The organism is Bradyrhizobium sp. SZCCHNS3052 (assembly GCF_032484495.1).
GTDB lineage: Bacteria > Pseudomonadota > Alphaproteobacteria > Rhizobiales > Xanthobacteraceae > Bradyrhizobium.
This window is the reverse complement of sequence record NZ_JAUETB010000005.1, coordinates 142,863-161,128: the sequence shown is the minus strand read 5'-3', so window position 1 is coordinate 161,128 and position 18,266 is coordinate 142,863. Positions and strand designations below refer to the sequence as shown.

General features: G+C 66.7%; 13 protein-coding genes. 10 read left to right on the top strand and 3 right to left on the bottom strand.

The window, feature by feature from the left end; all coding sequences use genetic code 11:
* The first annotated feature begins 61 nt into the window (after positions 1-61).
* From murB to ligA, 9 genes are all read left to right on the top strand, one after another.
* Positions 62-985: a UDP-N-acetylmuramate dehydrogenase gene (murB, locus tag QX073_RS18700; RefSeq protein ID WP_316226153.1), complete on the top strand. Its 924-nt coding sequence runs from the start codon at positions 62-64 to the stop codon at positions 983-985.
* Between the two features lie 69 nt (positions 986-1,054).
* On the top strand, positions 1,055-2,056 hold the full coding sequence (locus tag QX073_RS18695) for a D-alanine--D-alanine ligase (protein ID WP_315752434.1): 1,002 nt from the start codon (positions 1,055-1,057) through the stop codon (positions 2,054-2,056).
* 288 nt (positions 2,057-2,344) lie between these two features.
* Positions 2,345-3,394, top strand: coding sequence for a cell division protein FtsQ/DivIB (locus QX073_RS18690; RefSeq protein WP_315713430.1), 1,050 nt, complete (start codon positions 2,345-2,347; stop codon positions 3,392-3,394).
* Positions 3,391-4,710, top strand: a complete 1,320-nt coding sequence (gene ftsA, locus QX073_RS18685) for a cell division protein FtsA (RefSeq protein WP_315713429.1) — start codon at positions 3,391-3,393, stop codon at positions 4,708-4,710. The genes QX073_RS18690 and ftsA overlap by 4 nt, the downstream gene beginning before the upstream one ends.
* Positions 4,711-4,800: 90 nt before the next feature.
* Complete coding sequence (gene ftsZ, locus QX073_RS18680; RefSeq protein ID WP_316226152.1) at positions 4,801-6,639, top strand: cell division protein FtsZ; 1,839 nt, start codon at positions 4,801-4,803, stop codon at positions 6,637-6,639.
* A gap of 347 nt (positions 6,640-6,986) precedes the next feature.
* Complete coding sequence (lpxC, locus tag QX073_RS18675; protein ID WP_315713427.1) at positions 6,987-7,946, top strand: UDP-3-O-acyl-N-acetylglucosamine deacetylase; 960 nt, start codon at positions 6,987-6,989, stop codon at positions 7,944-7,946.
* Between the two features lie 391 nt (positions 7,947-8,337).
* Positions 8,338-9,228 carry an outer membrane protein assembly factor BamD gene (locus QX073_RS18670; RefSeq protein ID WP_316226151.1) on the top strand — a complete coding sequence of 297 codons (891 nt, stop codon included), beginning with the start codon at positions 8,338-8,340 and terminating at the stop codon, positions 9,226-9,228.
* A gap of 125 nt (positions 9,229-9,353) precedes the next feature.
* The gene (gene recN, locus QX073_RS18665) at positions 9,354-11,027 is read left to right on the top strand and encodes a DNA repair protein RecN (RefSeq protein ID WP_315713425.1); all 1,674 of its coding nucleotides are present in this window, start codon (positions 9,354-9,356) and stop codon (positions 11,025-11,027) included.
* A gap of 107 nt (positions 11,028-11,134) precedes the next feature.
* Positions 11,135-13,282, top strand: a complete 2,148-nt coding sequence (gene ligA, locus QX073_RS18660) for an NAD-dependent DNA ligase LigA (RefSeq protein WP_316226150.1) — start codon at positions 11,135-11,137, stop codon at positions 13,280-13,282.
* A gap of 191 nt (positions 13,283-13,473) precedes the next feature.
* Here ligA and QX073_RS18655 read toward each other — a convergent pair whose 3' ends face one another.
* On the bottom strand, positions 13,474-14,751 hold the full coding sequence (locus QX073_RS18655; RefSeq protein ID WP_315769148.1) for a multidrug effflux MFS transporter: 1,278 nt from the start codon (positions 14,749-14,751) through the stop codon (positions 13,474-13,476).
* 120 nt (positions 14,752-14,871) lie between these two features.
* A complete protein-coding gene (locus tag QX073_RS18650) occupies positions 14,872-16,695 on the bottom strand; it encodes an aminopeptidase P family protein (RefSeq protein ID WP_315825270.1) in 1,824 nt (607 codons plus the stop codon).
* A gap of 261 nt (positions 16,696-16,956) precedes the next feature.
* On the opposite strand from QX073_RS18650, the gene QX073_RS18645 reads away from it, so the two are divergent.
* Positions 16,957-17,139, top strand: coding sequence for a hypothetical protein (locus tag QX073_RS18645; RefSeq protein ID WP_315713421.1), 183 nt, complete (start codon positions 16,957-16,959; stop codon positions 17,137-17,139).
* 68 nt (positions 17,140-17,207) lie between these two features.
* On the opposite strand, the gene QX073_RS18640 is transcribed toward QX073_RS18645, so the two are convergent.
* Entirely contained in the window at positions 17,208-18,104 is an 897-nt protein-coding gene (locus QX073_RS18640) for a 50S ribosomal protein L11 methyltransferase (protein WP_316226149.1), read from the bottom strand.
* Positions 18,105-18,266 lie beyond the last annotated feature (162 nt).

Sequence of the window (18,266 nt, the reverse complement as noted above, 5' to 3'; positions counted from 1 at the left end):
GAGGGAACGGAGAGTGCGTGCCGACCCTGACGATGTCGGCGCACGATGTGAGAGCAGCCGCGTGAGTTTCCCCGACATTACGCCCGAGCTCAAAGCCGCAATGCCGGAGCTGCGCGGGCGGCTCCTCGCCAACGAGAGTCTCGCGCCTCTCACCTGGTTTCGCGTCGGCGGACCGGCGCAGGTGCTGTTCACGCCGGCGGATGCTGACGACCTCGCCTACTTCCTCAAGAACCTGTCCAGTGATCTGCCGCTCTACGTTATCGGCGTCGGCTCCAACCTGATCGTGCGCGACGGCGGCGTGCCGGGCGTCGTGATCCGGCTGGCGCCGCGCGCGTTCGGCGAGGTCAAGGCGGAGGGCGACATCGTGACCGCCGGCACCGCCGCGCTCGACAAGCGCGTCGCCGAGATCGCGGCGTCGGCCAATCTCGCGGGCCTGGAATTCCTGTTCGGTATTCCCGGCACGATCGGCGGCGCGCTGCGGATGAATGCCGGCGCCAATGGCGGCGAGACAAAGGACATCCTGGTCGAGGCGATCGCGATTGACCGCCATGGCAAGACGCACCGCTTCAACAATGCCGAGATGAAGTTCACCTATCGCGCGAGCGGCGTCGATCCGTCGCTGATCTTCACGGTAGCGCGCTTCCGCGGCACGCCGTCGGCGCCGGAGGCGATCCGGGCGCGCATGGCCGAGGTGCAGGCGCATCGTGAGACGGCGCAGCCGATCCGCGAGAAGACCGGCGGCTCGACCTTCAAGAATCCGCCGGGACATTCCGCCTGGAAGCTGGTCGATGCCGCAGGCTGCCGCGGTCTCAAGGTCGGCGGCGCCCAGGTTTCAGAAATGCACTGCAACTTCCTGATCAACACCGGCAACGCCACCGCTGACGACATCGAGACTCTCGGCGAGACCGTGCGCGAGCGGGTCAAGGCGAGTTCGGGCATCGAGTTGCAGTGGGAGATCAAGCGGATCGGAGTCAAGGCGAGCTGATCGCCCCCCTGCTCAAGTGACGTCAGCGCAATCGCGACTGCGGTTGTGAGATCAACCGAGAAGACATTGATGCGCACCACGATTTTGTTCGGCGGCTCCAACAAGGAGCGCCTCGTCTCGGTCGCCAGCGCCAAAGCGCTGCATGCCGCGCTGCCCGAGGCTGACCTCTGGTTCTGGGAGGCCGACGACACGGTGCATCAGGCGAGCGGCCCGGCGCTCACGGCTCATGCCAAGCCGTTCGAGGAGCCGTTCACCGCCGATGGTGAGAGTATCGGCACGCTCGCCGAGGCGCTCGATCGCGCCAGGGCCGAGGATCGGGTTCTGGTGCTCGGTCTCCACGGCGGCCGGGCGGAGAATGGCGAGCTTCAACTGATGTGCGAGCTTCGCGGCGTGCCGTTCACCGGCTCGAGCTCGGCCGCCTCGCACCTCGCCTTCGACAAGGTTGCCGCCAAGCGCTTCGCCGTGCTCGGCGGGGTCACAGCGGCCGAGGGTGTCGCGTTCGATGACGCCGAAGCGGCGCTGGCGCGCTACGGCCGGCTGATCGCCAAGCCGGTGAAGGACGGATCGAGTTTTGGGCTGATCTTCGTCAACGCCAGCCAGGACCTCGTTGCCGTCAAAGCGGCGGCCGCGACCGAGGAGTATCTGATCGAGCCGTTCGTCACCGGAACGGAAGCCACCTGCGGCGTGCTCGAACAGGTAGACGGCTCGCTGATCGCGCTGCCGCCGATCGAGATCCTCCCCGCCGACGGCGCCTTCAACTATTTCGCGAAGTACCTCGCCGCGGCGACGAAGGAGATCTGTCCCGGCCGCTTCAGTCCGGAGGTGACGGCCGCGCTGCAGACGGAGGCGATCAAGGCGCATCGCGCGCTGTCCTGCGGCGGCTATTCGCGGACCGACTTCATCGTCTCGGCCAATGGTCCCGTTTATCTCGAGACCAATACGCTGCCCGGGCTGACCGCGGCCTCGCTGTATCCCAAGGCGCTCGCGGCGCAGGGGATCGCTTTTGTCGATTTCCTCAATCAGCAGATCGCCTTGGCGGAGGGGCGCAGCCGTCGATCCGGCGTTCGGTAGACGCCCCGCAGGAACCCGGCCCGGCGTCTCCCGGTGGTTCCTGTAACCCGTAAAATGCTTAAGAATTCCGGGCAAGGTCCTCATAAATCGGAGAAAAAATTCGTCTCTCCGGACCGATTTTACTTTTTGTTTACCAGGACGTCCGAAGGTTAACGCTGGCGCCTCAGTGGTGCTCGGCTGCCGGGTCGTGACGTCACGCATCGCGACGTCACCAGCGTCCGGCCGGCCGGGAGCGCAGGCGTGGGTCCGCGAGTATCTGCGGGCGCAACAGTTTGATGAGCTCGTGCAATGGATGGTGCAGGACGCCTCGCTCGATCGCAGAGGCCTCAAGCGAACCTGAAAGCCGCTGCCCTTGGCGCGGCAATCCTGCTGCGCGAGTATGTCTCGGCCCGCCTTCCGCGTATCCGCTTCGCGCACGGCGGCACGAAGCAAGGCAGGCGGTCGAGCCGAAGAGATCTGGCGTCGATGCAGGCCGCGCGCGCGCCGATGGTCGAGCGCGAGGCGCCGCCGCGCGTGGTCGAGCTCGTCGAGCGCTATCTGCCGCGCCGGCTCGGCACCGTGGCGACCGTGGTGCTCTTGTTCGGCAGCGTCTGGCTCGGCATCGTCAAGGGCGGCCACGCCCAGGACGTCAGCGCGGCCCTGTCCGACACCCGCAATGCCCTGGCCAATGCGGCCGGCTTCCGCATCACGGCCGTGGCGATCAATGGCCGCAAGCAGCTCACCCAGGACGAGATCCTCGCCGTCGGCGGCGTCACCGGCCGCTCCTCGTTGCTGTTCCTCGATGCCGCCGCGGTGCGCGACAGGCTCAAGGCCAACCCCTGGATCGCCGACGCCACGGTGCAGAAGTTCTTTCCGAACCAGCTCCAGATCGACGTCGTCGAGCGCAAGGCGTTCGCGCTCTGGCAGCAGGAGGGCCGCCTCTCGGTCATCGCCGATGACGGCGCCGTGCTCGAGCAATATGTCTCGCGCCGTTTCCTGACCCTGCCGCTCGTGGTCGGCAAGGGAGCCGAAAGCCGGGCGCGTGATTTCCTGGCGCTGCTCGCCCGCTACCCGCAGGTGCGCGCGGTCACCAAGGCCGCCGTGTTCGTCGGCGAGCGTCGCTGGAACCTGCGGACCAAGGACGGCCTCGATATTCGCCTGCCCGAGCACGATGTCGGTAATGCGCTCGCGACCCTGACCCAGCTCGACCAGGACGACAAGCTGTTCTCGCGCGACATCGTCGCCATCGACTTGCGGCTGTCGGACCGGCTGACGGTGCAACTGTCCGAGGACGCAGCGAAGGCGCACGACGAGCTGTTCAAGGACAAGAAGTCCAAGAAGAAGGCCGGTGACGCATGACCGGCTTCGATCGCCAGACTCCGAAGACGCGCCCGATGGGCCAGAAGCGCACCGCGCTTGTGGCCTCTCTCGATGTCGGCACCAGCAAGATCGCCTGCATGATCGCGCGGCTGAAGCCGGCGCCGCCCAGCGACGCGCTGCGCGGCCGCACCCACACGGTCGAGCTGATCGGCTACAGCCAGATCCAGTCGCGCGGCGTCAAGGCCGGCGCCGTCGTCGATCCCGTCGAATGCGAGCAGGCCGTGCGGCAGGCGGTCGCGCTGGCCGAGCGCATGGCCAAGGTGCGGGTCGAGTCCGTGCTGCTGCCGGTCGCCGGCGGCCGCGTCATGGGCCATCTGATCGAGGCCACCTCGGACATTCGCGGCGGCGCCGTGACCCAGGCCGATGTCAGCCGCGTGACCTCAACCGGCATGCACCACGCCACCGGCGACGGGCGCGCGGTGCTGCATGCCTTGCCCGTCGGCTACACGCTCGATGGCGTGAAGGGCATCCGCGACCCCCGCGGCATGCTGGCGCGGCAGTTCGGCGTCGACATGAACGTGGTCACGACCGACGCCACCGTGGCCAAGAACCTGATGCTCGTGGTGGAGCGTTGCCATCTCAACGTCGAGGCCATGGCGGCAAGCCCGTATGTTGCCGGGTTGTCGGTGCTGACCGACGACGAGGCCGATCTCGGCGCGGCGGTGGTCGAAATGGGGGCCGGCACCACGACGATCGCGATCTATTCCGGCGGCCGCTTCGTCCATGCCTCCGGTTTTGCGCTCGGCGGGCATCACGTGACCATGGATCTTGCGCGCGGACTATCAGCGTGCATTGCAGATGCCGAGCGAATCAAGACGTTATATGGCACGGTGCTGACTGGCGGGTCCGACGCGCGTGAGTTGATGTCTGTTCCGACGGCCGGTGACAACGAGCGGGATGTTCCGCAGATCGTGTCCCGCGCCACCATCGCGAACATCGTCAGGCACCGCGCAGAGGAGATTTTTGAAATGGTCCGCGACCGGCTGAAGGATTCGCCCTTTGCGGCAGAACCCAAGGCGCGCGTCGTCCTTAGCGGAGGCGCCTCCCAGCTGACGGGGCTGGTCGAGCTTGCGACCCGGATCCTCGACCGCCCGGTGCGCGTCGGCCGTCCGCTCGGTTTCGGCCGTCTCCCCAACGAGGCCAAGAACGCCGCCTTCGCGGTGCCCACCGGGCTTCTGGTCTATCCGCAATACGCGCACCTGGAACACGTCGAACCGCGGCATACGCGGCAGGTCGGGACAGGAACCGACGGCTACTTCGGAAAGGTCGGACGATGGCTACGCGAGGGCTTCTGATGACCGGTTTCCACCCCATGCGATTTTCAACAACACCAACCGCGGCCGGCGGCCGGGGCGAACCCACCCGCGCGTGATCGAGAGGCAATCATGGCACTCACTATTACCCCTCCTGATATCCACGAGCTGAAGCCCCGGATCACCGTGTTCGGTGTCGGTGGCGCGGGCGGCAACGCCGTCAACAACATGATCACGGCCGGCCTGCAGGGGGTGGACTTCGTGGTCGCCAATACCGACGCGCAGGCGCTGACCATGTCCAAGGCTCAGCGCATCATCCAGATGGGCACGCAGGTGACCCAAGGCCTCGGCGCCGGCTCGCAGCCGGACGTCGGCGCCGCCGCCGCGCAGGAGGTGATCGACGAGATCCGCGATCATCTCTCGGGCGCCAACATGGTGTTCGTGACCGCCGGCATGGGTGGCGGAACGGGCACCGGTGCAGCTCCGGTCATTGCCAAGACCGCGCGCGAGATGAACATTCTCACCGTGGGCGTCGTCACCAAGCCGTTCCACTTCGAGGGCGCGCGCCGCATGCGCACCGCGGAGTCGGGCATCTCCGAGCTGCACAAGGTCGTCGACACGCTGCTGATCATCCCGAACCAGAACCTGTTCCGGGTCGCCAACGAGAAGACCACCTTCGCCGACGCCTTCGCGATGGCCGACCAGGTGCTCTATTCCGGCGTCGCCTGCATCACCGACCTGATGGTCAAGGAAGGCCTGATCAACCTCGACTTCGCCGACGTCCGCGCTGTTATGCGTGAGATGGGCAAGGCGATGATGGGCACCGGCGAAGCCTCCGGCGACAAGCGCGCGCTCACTGCCGCCGAAGCCGCCATCGCCAACCCGCTGATCGACGATTCGTCGATGAAGGGCGCGCGCGGCCTCCTGATCTCGATCACCGGCGGCAAGGATCTCACGCTGTTCGAGGTCGACGAAGCTGCGACCCGTATCCGCGAGGAGGTCGACCAGGACGCCAACATCATCGTCGGCGCCACCTTCGACGAATCGCTCGACGGGCTGATTCGGGTCTCGGTGGTCGCGACCGGCATCGAGCAGGCGCAGTTCAACCGGAACGTCACGACCTCACAGCCGGCGGCGGCTGTCGCTCCGATTGCCGCCGCCCCGACCGCTGCCGCGGGTCTCCCTGAAAGCCGCCTCGCCGATCTGACTGCGCGCCTGCGCGCCGACAATCAGCGCCTGGCTGAACGCGCCGCCAAGCTCGAGCAGCAGGCGTCGCAGGCTCCGGCCGTCGCCGCCGCGGCGCCCGCGCCGATGGCGCCTGCGCCGCGTCCGGCGCCGAATCTCGAGCGCGACACGCTGGCCGCCGTTGCCGCCGCAATGGCAAGCGAGCCCGCGCCCTCGGCTGCCCCGGCGCCGGCAGCCTCTTATGGCGACGTGACGGTCCGCCCGATTGCGCAGAAGCCGTCCCTGTTCCCGGAGCCCGAGGCGCAGCGCGCGGCTCCGATCGAGCCGGCGGCCCCGCCCGAGACCTTCATTCCCCAGGCCGCTGAGCGGGTTCCGGTCCGCGCGCCGCGCATGCCCAAGTTCGAGGACCTGCCGATGCCGGCCCAGGCCGAGATCCGTCAGGCGAGGGGCGACGAGGGCGACGAGCATCCGCAGAAGACCCGAATGTCGCTGCTGCAGCGTCTCGCCAATGTCGGTCTCGGCCGCCGGGACGAGGACGCCGAGCCGCCGCTGCCGGTGCGGACCGCGGGTCCTGCCATGCCGCAGATGCCGCCCCTGCCGGAACGTAAGTCGCAGCGGAACGTTGCTCAGCAGGTTGCGAGCCACGAATCGCCTGTCTCGGAATATGCCCGCCGTCCCGCGCCGCAGGGTCTGGACGTCCATGGCCGTCCTGCGCCTGTGTCCCCGGCGCCACAGGGAGACGACCATTTGGATATCCCGGCCTTCCTCCGCCGGCAGGCAACCTGAGAATTGTTACAGCCCTGATGGTGCTGAACAGGCCCGGCTCGCGAGAGCCGGGCCTTTTCCATGGGCCGCCGGGGCTCCGTGATTGCCGTTCAACTAACTGATTTTAAATGATTAATTATTCTTTCGGTGTTTAGATCGGGAACCGGGAGGGTTAAGGCCTCGTTCCAGTTTGGTTAAGGGTTGGCGCGAATACGGCAGAGATGGGGTAACAATCCGTAAAGAAGCGTGAGTTGGCGCTCTTTGGGGCTCTCGTTAAGTTCTGCCGTGACTTGGGGATGCCTGAAAGTGAGTCGGTTCGCGAGGGGCGGGCTGACGAGGGGATCAGGCGGGGTCTTGGGCGATCGTCGATGAAATTCAGCCGGCAAACAACGCTTCGTTCGCAAGCCACCGTCACCGGTGTAGGCGTCCACTCTGGCGCGCCTGTCAGCCTGACGATCGGGCCTGCGCCGATCGATGCGGGGATCGTGTTCCTCCGCACCGGCCTCGATGGCGCCGACCGCGAGGTCCAGGCGTCCTTCGGCTCGGTGATCGCCACCGAGTTGGCGACGGTGCTCGGTGACCGCAACGGTCCGCTGGTGTCCACCGCCGAGCATGTTCTCGCCGCGCTGCGCGGCATGGGTGTCGACAATGCGCTGATCGAGGTCGATGGTCCCGAGGTTCCGATCATGGATGGCAGTGCGGCACCGTTCGTCGCTGCCATCGACCAGGCCGGGATCGTCAATCAGTCGGCTCCGCGGCGCTACATTCAGGTGCTCAAGCCGGTCCAGGTGACCATCGGCGCCTCCACGGGCGAGCTGCGTCCAAACAGCTCCGGCTTCTGGGTCGAAGCCGAAATCGATTTCACCAACCCCGTGATCGGCCGCCAAGCCTATCATTTCGAGCTCAGCCCCGAGCGCTTCCGCCGCGAGATCGCCCGCGCCCGCACCTTCGGCTGCATGAGCGACGTGTCGCGACTGTGGAGCGCCGGCTTCGCGCTCGGTTCGTCCTTCGACAACACGCTTGTGTTCGACGAGGACCGCCTGCTCAATCCCGAAGGTCTGCGCTACGCCGACGAATGCGCCCGCCACAAGGTGCTGGATGCGATCGGCGATCTGGCGCTGGCCGGCCTGCCGATGCTCGGAACCTATCGTTCGGTCCGTGGTGGTCACAAGCTCAACCATGCGGTGCTGACTGCTCTGATGGCGGATCGCACGGCTTGGCGGATCGTCGAAGGCGAGACCGTGCGGCGTCCCCGCGTGGCCGCGGAGGTCGTTGGCGGCATGGTCGGTGGCATGGTTGCGCCGGCCTACGGCCCGGACGTGTCCTGAGCGCCGTCCTGCCGCTCGGCTGATCCGTCGACGGGGTTGCGCGACGCGCGGCATTGCCGGGAGCTTTGCTTTCGACTTCGTTCGGTTTTTTCCGGCTGCTTTTTTGTCAATGTTTGTTACTGGCCACGTCTTCTCCGTGGCTGGATCATCGGCATTTCGATGTTTTCCAACGGCTTCTTCAGCGGTAACCATGATGCGCGGCGGCAGCCTCGGTGTTGCCTTAATCCGGGCGGATTGGCTTCCTATGCGGTTGGTTGATGAAGTGTTTTCGGCTAGAGAGGCCGGGGCCGCGTGATGCGTGCCACTGGCGGGGCTCTTCCTTCGCGGTCATGAAGCGACCTTCATGGTGCACGGCGTAGATCAGATCACAGGCATCGGGTTCCAAAGAAGCATGTCGATACAGCGTCTCACGCGCGACCTCCGTCATCCCGCAGCAAGCATCGGCCGGCTCCGGCTCGCCGCGTCGCTGATCCTGCTGGCGCTGCCGTTGAGCGGCTGCGGCACCGGCGGACTCTGGGACAAGTTCCTCGCCAAGGACGACACCTTCGTCGATGAGCCCGCGGACAAGCTCTACAATGAGGGCTTGTACCTGATGAACGAGAAGAAGGACGTCAAAGGCGCGACCAAGAAGTTCGAGGAGGTCGACCGCCAGCATCCTTATTCCGACTGGGCCCGCAAATCGCTGCTGATGTCGGCCTACGCCTCCTATCAGGCCGGCGACTACGATGGCTGCATCGGCGCCGCCACCCGCTACGTTACCCTGCACCCGGGCAGCCCGGACGCGGCCTATGCGCAATACCTGATTGCTGCCTCGCATTACGACCAGATCCCGGACATCAGCCGCGACCAGGGCCGGACCGAGAAGGCCATCGCCTCCCTCGAAGAGGTGGTGCGTAAATATCCGACCTCCGAATACGCCACCAATGCCAAGGCCAAGATGGAGGGCGCCCGCGACCAGCTCGCCGGCAAGGAAATGGATGTCGGCCGCTATTACATGCAGAAGCGCGACTACACGGCCGCCATCAACCGCTTCAAGGCGGTGGTGACGCAGTATCAGACCACGCGGCACGTCGAGGAAGCGCTGTATCGCCTGACCGAGGCCTACATGACGATCGGCATCGTCGGCGAGGCCCGGACCGCGGCGGCCGTGCTCGGGCACAATTTCCCCGACAGCAAGTGGTACAAGGACGCCTACAATCTCGTGAAGTCGGGCGGCGTCGAGCCCGAGGAGAACAAGGGCTCCTACATCTCGCGCGCCTTCAAGAAGCTCGGCCTGGGCTGAGCAATCGGCCGGATCGCTCGTTTGATCTGGCTTTGTTCTATATTCTTGTTTTGTTCTCTATTTGCTGCTAGCATCGAGTCGTTCGCTCAGGGGCGTTCCGCCCCGTTACGAAGGACTTCGGTTCCATGCTGGCGCGACTGTCGATCCGTGACATCGTCCTGATCGAACGACTCGATCTCGAATTCTCCCATGGACTTGCGGTGCTGACCGGCGAGACCGGTGCCGGCAAGTCGATCCTGCTGGACGCCTTCGCTCTCGCGCTCGGCGGTCGCGGCGACGCCAGCCTGGTGCGCCACGGGGCCGACCAGGGGCAGGTCACGGCCGTGTTCGAGATCGGCAAGGATCATCCCGCGGCCAGGATCCTCGCCGCCAACGGCCTGGATGCCAATGGCGAGATGATCCTGCGCCGCGTCCAGTTCGGCGACGGCCGCACCCGCGCCTTCATCAACGACCAGTCGGTCAGCGTGCAGACGCTGAAAGCGATCGGCGCCACCCTGGTCGAGATCCATGGCCAGCATGATGAACGTGCGCTGGTCGATGCCGCCACCCACCGCCGGCTGCTGGATGCCTTTGCGGGCCTGGAGAAGGACGTCGCCGCGGTCGAGGCCCTCTGGGCGGCCCGCCGGACCGCGGTCACGGCGCTCGACGAGCACCGGGCGGGCATGGAGCGCGCGGCCCGCGAGGCCGACTATCTGCGGCATGCCTCGGACGAGCTGAAGAAGCTGGCGCCGAAGGAGGGCGAGGAGACGCAGCTCGCCGCCCGCCGCACGGCCATGATGCAGGGCGAGAAGATCGCAGGCGATCTGCGCGACGCGCAGGATGCGGTCAGCGGCAACCAGTCGCCGATCGCCGCGCTGGCCGCGGCCGTTCGCCGGCTGGAGCGACGCGCGGTCAGCTCGCCCGCGCTGGTCGATCCGGCGGTGAAGGCGATCGATTCGGCGATCAACGCCCTGGAGGAGGCCGATCAGCATCTGACGGTGGCGCTCGCGGCCACCGATTTCGATCCGCTGGAGCTGGAGCGCATCGAGGAGCGGCTGTTCGCGCTGCGCGCGGCTGCGCGCAAATATTCGACGCCGGTGGATGGGCTGGCGGCCTTGGCTGCCAAATATGCCGCGGATGTCGTCCTGATCGATGCCGGCGCCGAGCAGTTGAAGAAGCTGGAGGCGGCGGCGGCAACAGCCGATGCGCGCTATGCCGCGGCGGCGGCCAAGCTGTCGGCGGCGCGGACCAAGTCGGCAGAGAAGCTGAACCGGGCCGTCCATGCCGAACTCGCCCCGCTCAAGCTGGAGCGCGCCAAGTTCATGACCCAGGTCGACAGCGACGCCGAGGCGCCGGGGCCGGAGGGCATCGACCGTGTCGAGTTCTGGGTCCAGACCAATCCGGGCACGCGGCCGGGCCCGATGATGAAGGTCGCCTCGGGCGGCGAGCTGTCGCGGTTCCTGCTGGCGCTCAAGGTCGTGCTGTCCGACCGCGGCTCGGCGCCGACCTTGGTGTTCGACGAGATCGACACGGGTGTTGGCGGCGCGGTCGCGGATGCCATCGGCGCCCGGCTGGCGCGGCTCGCGCACGGGGTTCAGGTGATGGCCGTGACCCATGCGCCGCAGGTCGCGGCCAGGGCGGACCAGCATCTCCTGATTTCCAAGGATGCGCTGGATCGCGGCAAGCGTGTCGTCACCCGGGTCAACACGCTCGCCACCCTGCACCGCCGCGAGGAGATCGCCCGCATGCTGGCCGGCGCCGAGGTCACCGCCGAAGCCCGCGCCGCCGCCGACCGGCTGCTGGAGGCTGCGGCGGCGTAGCTGGAAACGGAGCGGGCCGAACGCTTTGGCTCCGGCGTGCGCATTGTGTACACCGTCGTTTCGGAACGGCCTCCGGGCCGTCCCGCAACGACGAGCAGATCATACGCATGCCCAAGACAGCAAAACCGAAGCAGCTCATCGACGTTGCCGATCTCACCAAGGCCCAGGCCAAGGTGGAATGGAAACGGCTGGCGCTGGAGCTCGAGACCCACGACAGGCTCTATTATCAGGATGACGCGCCGAAGATCTCGGACGGCGCCTATGACGAGCTGCGTCGCCGCTTCAATGCGATCGAGAAGCGTTTCCCTGAGCTCGTCAGCAGCGAGTCTCCGTCGCAGAAGGTCGGCGCCGCGCCCTCCGGCCGGTTCAAGAAAGTGCGGCACGCGGTGCCGATGCTGTCGCTCGACAACGCCTTCGCCGAGGAGGACGTGCGCGACTTCGTCGGCCGCATTGCGCGCTTCCTCAAGCTTGCCGACGATCGCATCGATTTCTCGGCCGAGCCGAAGATCGACGGGCTGTCGATGTCGCTGCGTTACGAGGGCGGCGAGCTGGTCACCGCCGCGACGCGTGGTGACGGCGCCGAGGGGGAGGACGTCACCGCCAACATCCGCACCCTGAAGGACGTGCCGCACAAGCTGCACGGCCGCAACCTGCCCGACATCTGCGAAGTGCGCGGCGAGGTCTACATGACCAAGCAGGCCTTCCTCGCGCTCAACGAGCGCCAGAAGGAAGCGGGCGACACCATCTTCGCCAACCCGCGCAACTCCGCCGCAGGCTCGCTGCGGCAGAAGGATCCGGCCATCACCGCCTCGCGTCCCCTCGGCTTCTTCGCCTATGCCTGGGGTGAAATGAGCGCGATGCCGGCGGAGACGCAGAGCGGCATGATCAAATGGTTCGAGCGCTGCGGCTTCACGACCAATCCGCTCACCAGGCTCTGCCACTCGGTGGAGGAACTGATCGCGTTCCATCGTCACATCGAGGAGCAGCGTGCCGAGCTCGACTACGACATCGACGGGGTCGTCTACAAGGTCGACCGCATCGACTGGCAGGAGCGGCTCGGCTTCGTGTCACGCACGCCGCGTTGGGGCATCGCGCACAAGTTTCCGGCCGAGCGCGCCATGACCGTGCTCAAGGACATCGAGATCCAGGTCGGCCGCACCGGCTCGTTCACGCCGGTCGGCAAGCTTGAGCCGGTCGGTGTCGGCGGCGTCATCGTGCAGAACGTGACGCTGCACAATGAGGACTACATCAAGGGGATCGGCAACAAGGGCGAGGTTCTGCGCGAGGGCCGCGACATCCGGATCGGCGACACCGTCGTGATCCAGCGCGCTGGCGACGTCATCCCACAGGTGGTCGACGTCCTCATCGACAAGCGGCCGAAGAACGCCAAGGAATTCCATTTCCCCAAGACGTGCCCGTGCCCGCTGCATACCGACGTCGTGCGGGAGGAGATTGCGACCGGCGAGGAGGGCTCGCGCGCCCGCTGCACCGGCGAGTTCGCCTGTCCGTTCCAGAAGATCGAGCACCTCAAGCTGTTCGCCTCGCGCCGCGCTTTCGACATCGACGGCCTGGGCGAGAAGCAGATCCAATTCTTCTTCGACCAGGGCTGGGTCAAGGAGCCCGCCGACATCTTCACGCTGGCCGCGCGCAACGCCAAGCTGAAGCTCGAGGAGATTGAGGGCTATGGCGAGACCTCGGTGCGCAATCTCTTCAATGCCATCGACGCCCGGCGCGAGATCGCGCTGGAGCGCTTCATCTTTGCGCTCGGCATGCGCCATGTCGGCGAGACCACGGCGCTGGCGTTGGCGCGCGGCTACGGCTCCTGGGATGCGTTCCACGAAGCCTGTCTCAAGGTCGCCAACGGCGACGAGGAGGCGATCGCGGAGATGGATGCGCTCGACCAGATCGGCGACACCGTGATCAAGAGCGTCGCCGCCTATTTCGGCGAGGACCATAATCGCGGCATCGTCGAGCGGCTGACGAAAGAGGTGAAGATCCTCGACGCGGAGAAGCCGAAGCGCAATTCGCCGATCGCGACCAAGACCGTGGTGTTCACCGGCACGCTGGAAAAGATGACGCGCGATGAAGCCAAGGCGACCGCCGAGCGGCTCGGCGCGAAAGTCTCGGGCTCGGTGTCGAAGAAGACGGACTACGTCGTCGCCGGTCCCGGCGCGGGATCAAAGCTGAAGGACGCGCAGAAGCACGGCGTGCAGGTGCTCACCGAGGACGAGTGGCTGCAGCTGATCGGGGAGTAGCAGCTCCGCGGTGTCGGTGCGACAGACGCTGGATGCGCCCTAACAATTGTCATCATCCGCGAAAGCGGATGATCCAGTATTCCAGAGGCATTTGTCATGGAGCCAGGACGCTTCGGCCTGCTGGTTACCCGCCTGCGCGGGGTATGACGCCGACAGTGACGCGCGGTCGTGCAGTCGCTCACGCACCTCCCTCACATTACCCCGGCTTCGTCCTCTTCCGCCGTCTCGATCAGCTCCTTCGTCACCTTCATCTGCGTGCGCGGGACCAGGAAGATCATGCTGCAGGCGCAGGCGAGGGACAGGGTGAGCATCGCTGATGTCAGCGGCAGCGTGCTGCTGAAATGGCCGCCGAGCCAGGCGCCGAGCTGCGACGTCAGCGCGCCCACGCCCATCTGCAGGAAGCCCATCGCGCCGGAGGCGGTGCCGGCCGCGCCCGGCCGGACGCTGATGGCGCCGGCGGCGGAGTTCGCCATCACGGCGGCATTGGCGAACATCAGCAGCATCTGCGTGCCGAACAGCACCGAAGGCACCTGGTTGAAGCCGAACAGGCTCCACGTGAAGTTCAGCGCGGCGCTGGTGAGCTGCAGCCCCAGTCCGAACCAGATCAGCCGATCGAGCGAATGGCGCGGCGCGTAGCGCACGCAGAACAGGTTGCCGACGAAATAGGCGAAGCCGGTGGTCGCAAACCACGCGCCATACTCCGCCGAGGAGCGGCCCATCTGCACCTCGACGATATACGGCCCGCCGCCGGCGAAGGCGAAGATGATCTGCGAGGCCAGCACCTGGCACAGCATGTAGCCGAGGAAGGCGCGGCTCTTCACCAGCATGGCGACGTCGCGGCGGAAGCTCGCGTCTTCGACGCGGGCAGGGCGGGTCTCCGGCAGCGCCATGGTCACGGCGATCGCGATCACGATCGACAGCGCGGCGACGACGTAGAAGATGGCGTGCCAGCCGAACGCGATCTCGATCAGGCCACCGGTCAGCGGCGACAGCATCTGCGCGATCATCATGACCGCGACGACGAGGCTGATCATCGCGCCGATGCGCTCGCGCGGATAGAGATCGCGGATGATGGCGCGGCTGATCACCATGCCGCTGGCGCCGCCGAGCGCCTGGAAGAAGCGCGCCGCGATCAGCTGGGGCAGGGTGTCGGCGAAGATGCAGCTGACGCTCGCGACGATCGACAGCGCGAGCCCTGCGAGCATCACGGGGCGGCGGCCGAAGCGGTCCGACAGCGGCCCGAGCAGCAGCTGCGAGATCGCGATGCCGGCCATGTAGAACGACACCGTCATCTGCACCACGGAGGCGTCGCGCCCGAACGTGGTCGCGAGCATCGGCAGGGCTGGCACCAGCAGGTATAGCGAGATCGGCGCCAGGCCGGTCATTACGACCAGCAGGACCAGCAGCGTGCGCGAGGGAGCGGCGCGCGGTGGCGCCGCCCCAGGCGGTCTGCTGATCATTCCATGCATGCTGCCGCTCAAATCGGGTGAACGCCCTGACTGTAGCGGCCTTCCGCTTCGCGGAAATGCCTGTTTCGGCATGCGCCCATGCGGGCAGCGGGACAGTTCGTAGCTGGACAGTCCGGATGACTACAGTGGCGCAGTCGCCTGATCGAGCCAGCGCTGGTCGCTGTCGTCGAGCGCTGCACGGACGGTTTCCCTGACCCGGGCATGATAGGCGTCGAGCCATGCCCGTTCCTCGGCGGTCAGCATGACGACATCGATCAGGCGGCGGTCGATCGGCGCCAGGGTCAGCGCCTCGAAGCCGTTCATCGGCTTCTCCGCGCCTGCGACGTCCTTCGCCACAACGAGCTCAAGGTTCTCGATGCGGATGCCGAAGGCGTCGGTCTTGTAGTAGCCGGGCTCGTTGGACAGGATCATGCCGCGCTTCAGTGGCGTCGTGCCGAGTTTCGAGATGCGCGCGGGTCCCTCGTGCACGGACAGATAGCTGCCGACGCCGTGGCCGGTGCCGTGCTCGAAATCGATGCCCGCCTGCCACAGGAACTGCCGCGCCAGGGTGTCGAGCTGCGCACCGGTGGTGCCGTCGGGGAAGATCGCGCGTGCGATCGCGAGGTGGCCGCGCAGCACGCGGGTGAAGCGGTCGCGCATCTCCTCGGTCGGCGCGCCCACGGCGATCGTGCGGGTGACGTCAGTGGTGCCGTCCTGATATTGCGCGCCGGAATCGATCAGCAGCAGATCACCCGGCATGATGCGGCGGTTGCTCTTGCGGGTGACGCGATAATGCACGATGGCGCCGTTGGGACCGGTGCCCGAGATGGTCGGGAACGAGACGTCCCTGAGTGCGCCGGTGTCGCGGCGAAAGCTCTCCAGCGCCTCGACCGCATCGATCTCGGTCAACGTGCCCTTCGGCGCCTCGCGATCGATGAAGGCGAGAAAGCGCGCCAGCGCCACCGCATCGCGCTGATGGGCGCGCCGCGTGCCGTCGATCTCCACCGCGTTCTTGGCGGCCTTGAGCAGGCTGACCGGATCGGCGCCGCGCACCGCCTTGCCGCCGGCGCCCTGGATCAGCCGCGTCAGGGCATCGGCGGCCGTGGCGCTGTCGAGCGCGACGGCTGCGCCGGATTGTGCGAGCTCGCTCAGGCGCAGTGTCAGCGTGTCCGGCTCCGCCACATCAGCGCTCTGCTCGAGATGATCGCGCGTCAGGTTCGAGAGCTTGCGGGAATCGATGAAGATGGTCGGACGTCCGGCCTTGGGCACCAGCGCATAGGACAGCGGCAGCGGCGTGTGCGAGACGTCGGCGCCGCGGATGTTGAAGGTCCAGGCGACGTTGTGGGAATCGGACAGCACCAGCGCCTCGACCCCGAGGCGCTCGATCTCCTGGCGGATCCGGCCGAGCTTGTCCGCCTCGCTCTCGCCGGACAATTCCGCGCCGTGGATGGAGACGGCGCCGAGCGGCGGCAGCGGCCGTTCGGTCCAGATGCTGTCGACCGGGTTGCGCTCGACCGGCACCAGCTCCGCGCCCGCCTTGGCGCAAGCGGCGGCCAGACGTTCGGCCGCGGCCGTCGTATGCAGCCACGGATCGAAGCCGACGCGGTCACCGCTCTGCAGGTGTCGCGTCAGCCAACTCTCGGGCGGCGGCTCGATCAGCGATTCCACCATCCAGGCCTTGCCGTCGACCTGCTTGCCGGCCTGCAGCGTATAGCGGCCGTCGACGAATATCGCGGCTGCCTGCGGCAGCACGATCGCGAGGCCGGCCGAGCCGGTGAAGCCGGTCAGCCATGCCAGCCTTTCCTCCGATGGCGGCACATATTCGTTCTGCTGCTGGTCGGCGCGAGGCACGATGAATCCGGTGAGCTTGCGGCTGGCCAGCTCTTCGCGGAGCGCGGCCAGCCGCGCGGTCAGCGCCACGCCGGTTTCGGGTTCTTCGAACGTCTGGAACAGAGCTTCGAACATCGGTCTCATACTTTAGAAGTGGATCCTGCCGCAGAAGTGGATCTTGCCGCGTCGGCGACGAATACTCCTTCAGCCGACAGTGCAGTGCACGAAGAATCTCCTTGCATTCGCCTGTGCAAAAAGATTTGCTGTCGCATGCCAGTCATCCGAAAGAGGTGCGGCGAGGAAACGTATGGACGTGACGACCGCGATCGTAAAGATCATCCGCGGTCGGTCGCATGATCCGGGGAGTGCCTCAACTCAACGGCGAGGGGATGCACGATGCCTGCTTTTACCTTCGAAAAACTATCGGCGCCCGCGCCAAGCGGACCGGCGTCCGCACCGGCCGAGAAGCCGCGCAGCGCGCTGGCCGATCTCGTCAATCGTCTCGTTGCGCCGCGCGGTCGACGTGCCTCGCGTAATCAGTCCGACTCCACCTCCCAGCAGAGCCAGCCGAAGACGTAGTCGCGAGCTTGCCGCACCAGCGTGAAGGTTACCGTGCAGGTTCGATCCACGCCGCGAGCTGATCCGCCTTACTGCTGCTTCTGCAGCAACAGGCTGCTCCACCCCTCGATTCTCAAATGCCGGATCGGAACCAGGCCGCGAGCACGATAGGCGGCGCGGACGGAGCGTGCCTGCGGGGTCAACAGGCCCGACAGGATCACGAAGGCTCCAGGCGCGAGGTGGCGCAGCATCGGCGCGGCCAGCTGGCGCAGCGGGTTGGCCAGGATATTCGCCAGCACCAGGTCGAACGGGCCGCACCGGGCAAAGTCCGGGGCGGCGAAGCCGGTGGCGCGGATGACCCGGACCAGGGGGCCTGCGCCGTTGAGCTGGGCGTTCTCCCGCGCCACCATGACCGAGGGCGCATCGATGTCGCTCGCCAGCACGGACCGGTGCGTCGCCTTGGCGGCGGCGATGGCGAGCACGCCGGTTCCGGTGCCGAGGTCGAGCACCCGTCGCGGCGCGCGCGTCTTGAGCACGTGATCAAGCAGCAGCAGGCAGCCGCGGGTGGTGCCGTGGTGGCCGGTGCCGAAGGCGAGCGCCGCCTCGATCTCGATCCCGAGCTTGTTGCCGGGCACCCGCTGCCGGTCATGGCTGCCATGGACCATGAAGCGGCCGGCCGGCACCGGAACGAGGTCGTCCAGGCTGGCCTTGACCCAGTCCTTGGCCTCGACGACCTCGAACGCCAGGGTCTGGGCCACGTCGGAGCCTGCCGCCCCGCCGACCAACTCGCGCACCAGCGCCTGGTCGGGCGGGTCGGCAAAATGAACCGTGACGTCCCAGCGCCCGTCCGGACGCTCGAACGCCGCCACCGCCGCGTCGCCCTCGAAGAACACCTCGGTCAGGACGTCGACCGCCGGGCGGGCGGTCGCTTCATCGGCAACCGTGAAGCTGGCCTTGTGGGTGGCGGGCGTGGTCGTTGAGGTCATCAAGGTGGATCCTGGCGAGATTTGACGGCGTGGTTAAGGGAATTGCCTGCCAACGCAAGCGATAGGGCCGCAATGCGGCCGGATCTGTGCATCCGGCGGTTGTATAATGCCTTTCCTGATCCGAATAAAAGTTGAGGTTCAATTGCAGCGAAGAATCTCTGC

Excerpts from the sequence above, each read along its gene's own strand:
- QX073_RS18695 (WP_315752434.1), top strand. The coding sequence starts at position 1,055 with ATGCGCACCACGATTTTGTTCGGCGGCTCCAACAAGGAGCGCCTCGTC.
- QX073_RS18690 (WP_315713430.1), top strand. The coding sequence starts at position 2,345 with ATGGATGGTGCAGGACGCCTCGCTCGATCGCAGAGGCCTCAAGCGAAC.
- ftsA (WP_315713429.1), top strand. The coding sequence starts at position 3,391 with ATGACCGGCTTCGATCGCCAGACTCCGAAGACGCGCCCGATGGGCCAG.
- ftsZ (WP_316226152.1), top strand. The coding sequence starts at position 4,801 with ATGGCACTCACTATTACCCCTCCTGATATCCACGAGCTGAAGCCCCGG.
- lpxC (WP_315713427.1), top strand. The coding sequence starts at position 6,987 with ATGAAATTCAGCCGGCAAACAACGCTTCGTTCGCAAGCCACCGTCACC.
- QX073_RS18670 (WP_316226151.1), top strand. The coding sequence starts at position 8,338 with ATGTCGATACAGCGTCTCACGCGCGACCTCCGTCATCCCGCAGCAAGC.
- recN (WP_315713425.1), top strand. The coding sequence starts at position 9,354 with ATGCTGGCGCGACTGTCGATCCGTGACATCGTCCTGATCGAACGACTC.
- ligA (WP_316226150.1), top strand. The coding sequence starts at position 11,135 with ATGCCCAAGACAGCAAAACCGAAGCAGCTCATCGACGTTGCCGATCTC.
- QX073_RS18655 (WP_315769148.1), bottom strand. The coding sequence starts at position 14,751 with ATGCATGGAATGATCAGCAGACCGCCTGGGGCGGCGCCACCGCGCGCC.
- QX073_RS18650 (WP_315825270.1), bottom strand. The coding sequence starts at position 16,695 with ATGTTCGAAGCTCTGTTCCAGACGTTCGAAGAACCCGAAACCGGCGTG.
- QX073_RS18645 (WP_315713421.1), top strand. The coding sequence starts at position 16,957 with ATGCCTGCTTTTACCTTCGAAAAACTATCGGCGCCCGCGCCAAGCGGA.
- QX073_RS18640 (WP_316226149.1), bottom strand. The coding sequence starts at position 18,104 with ATGACCTCAACGACCACGCCCGCCACCCACAAGGCCAGCTTCACGGTT.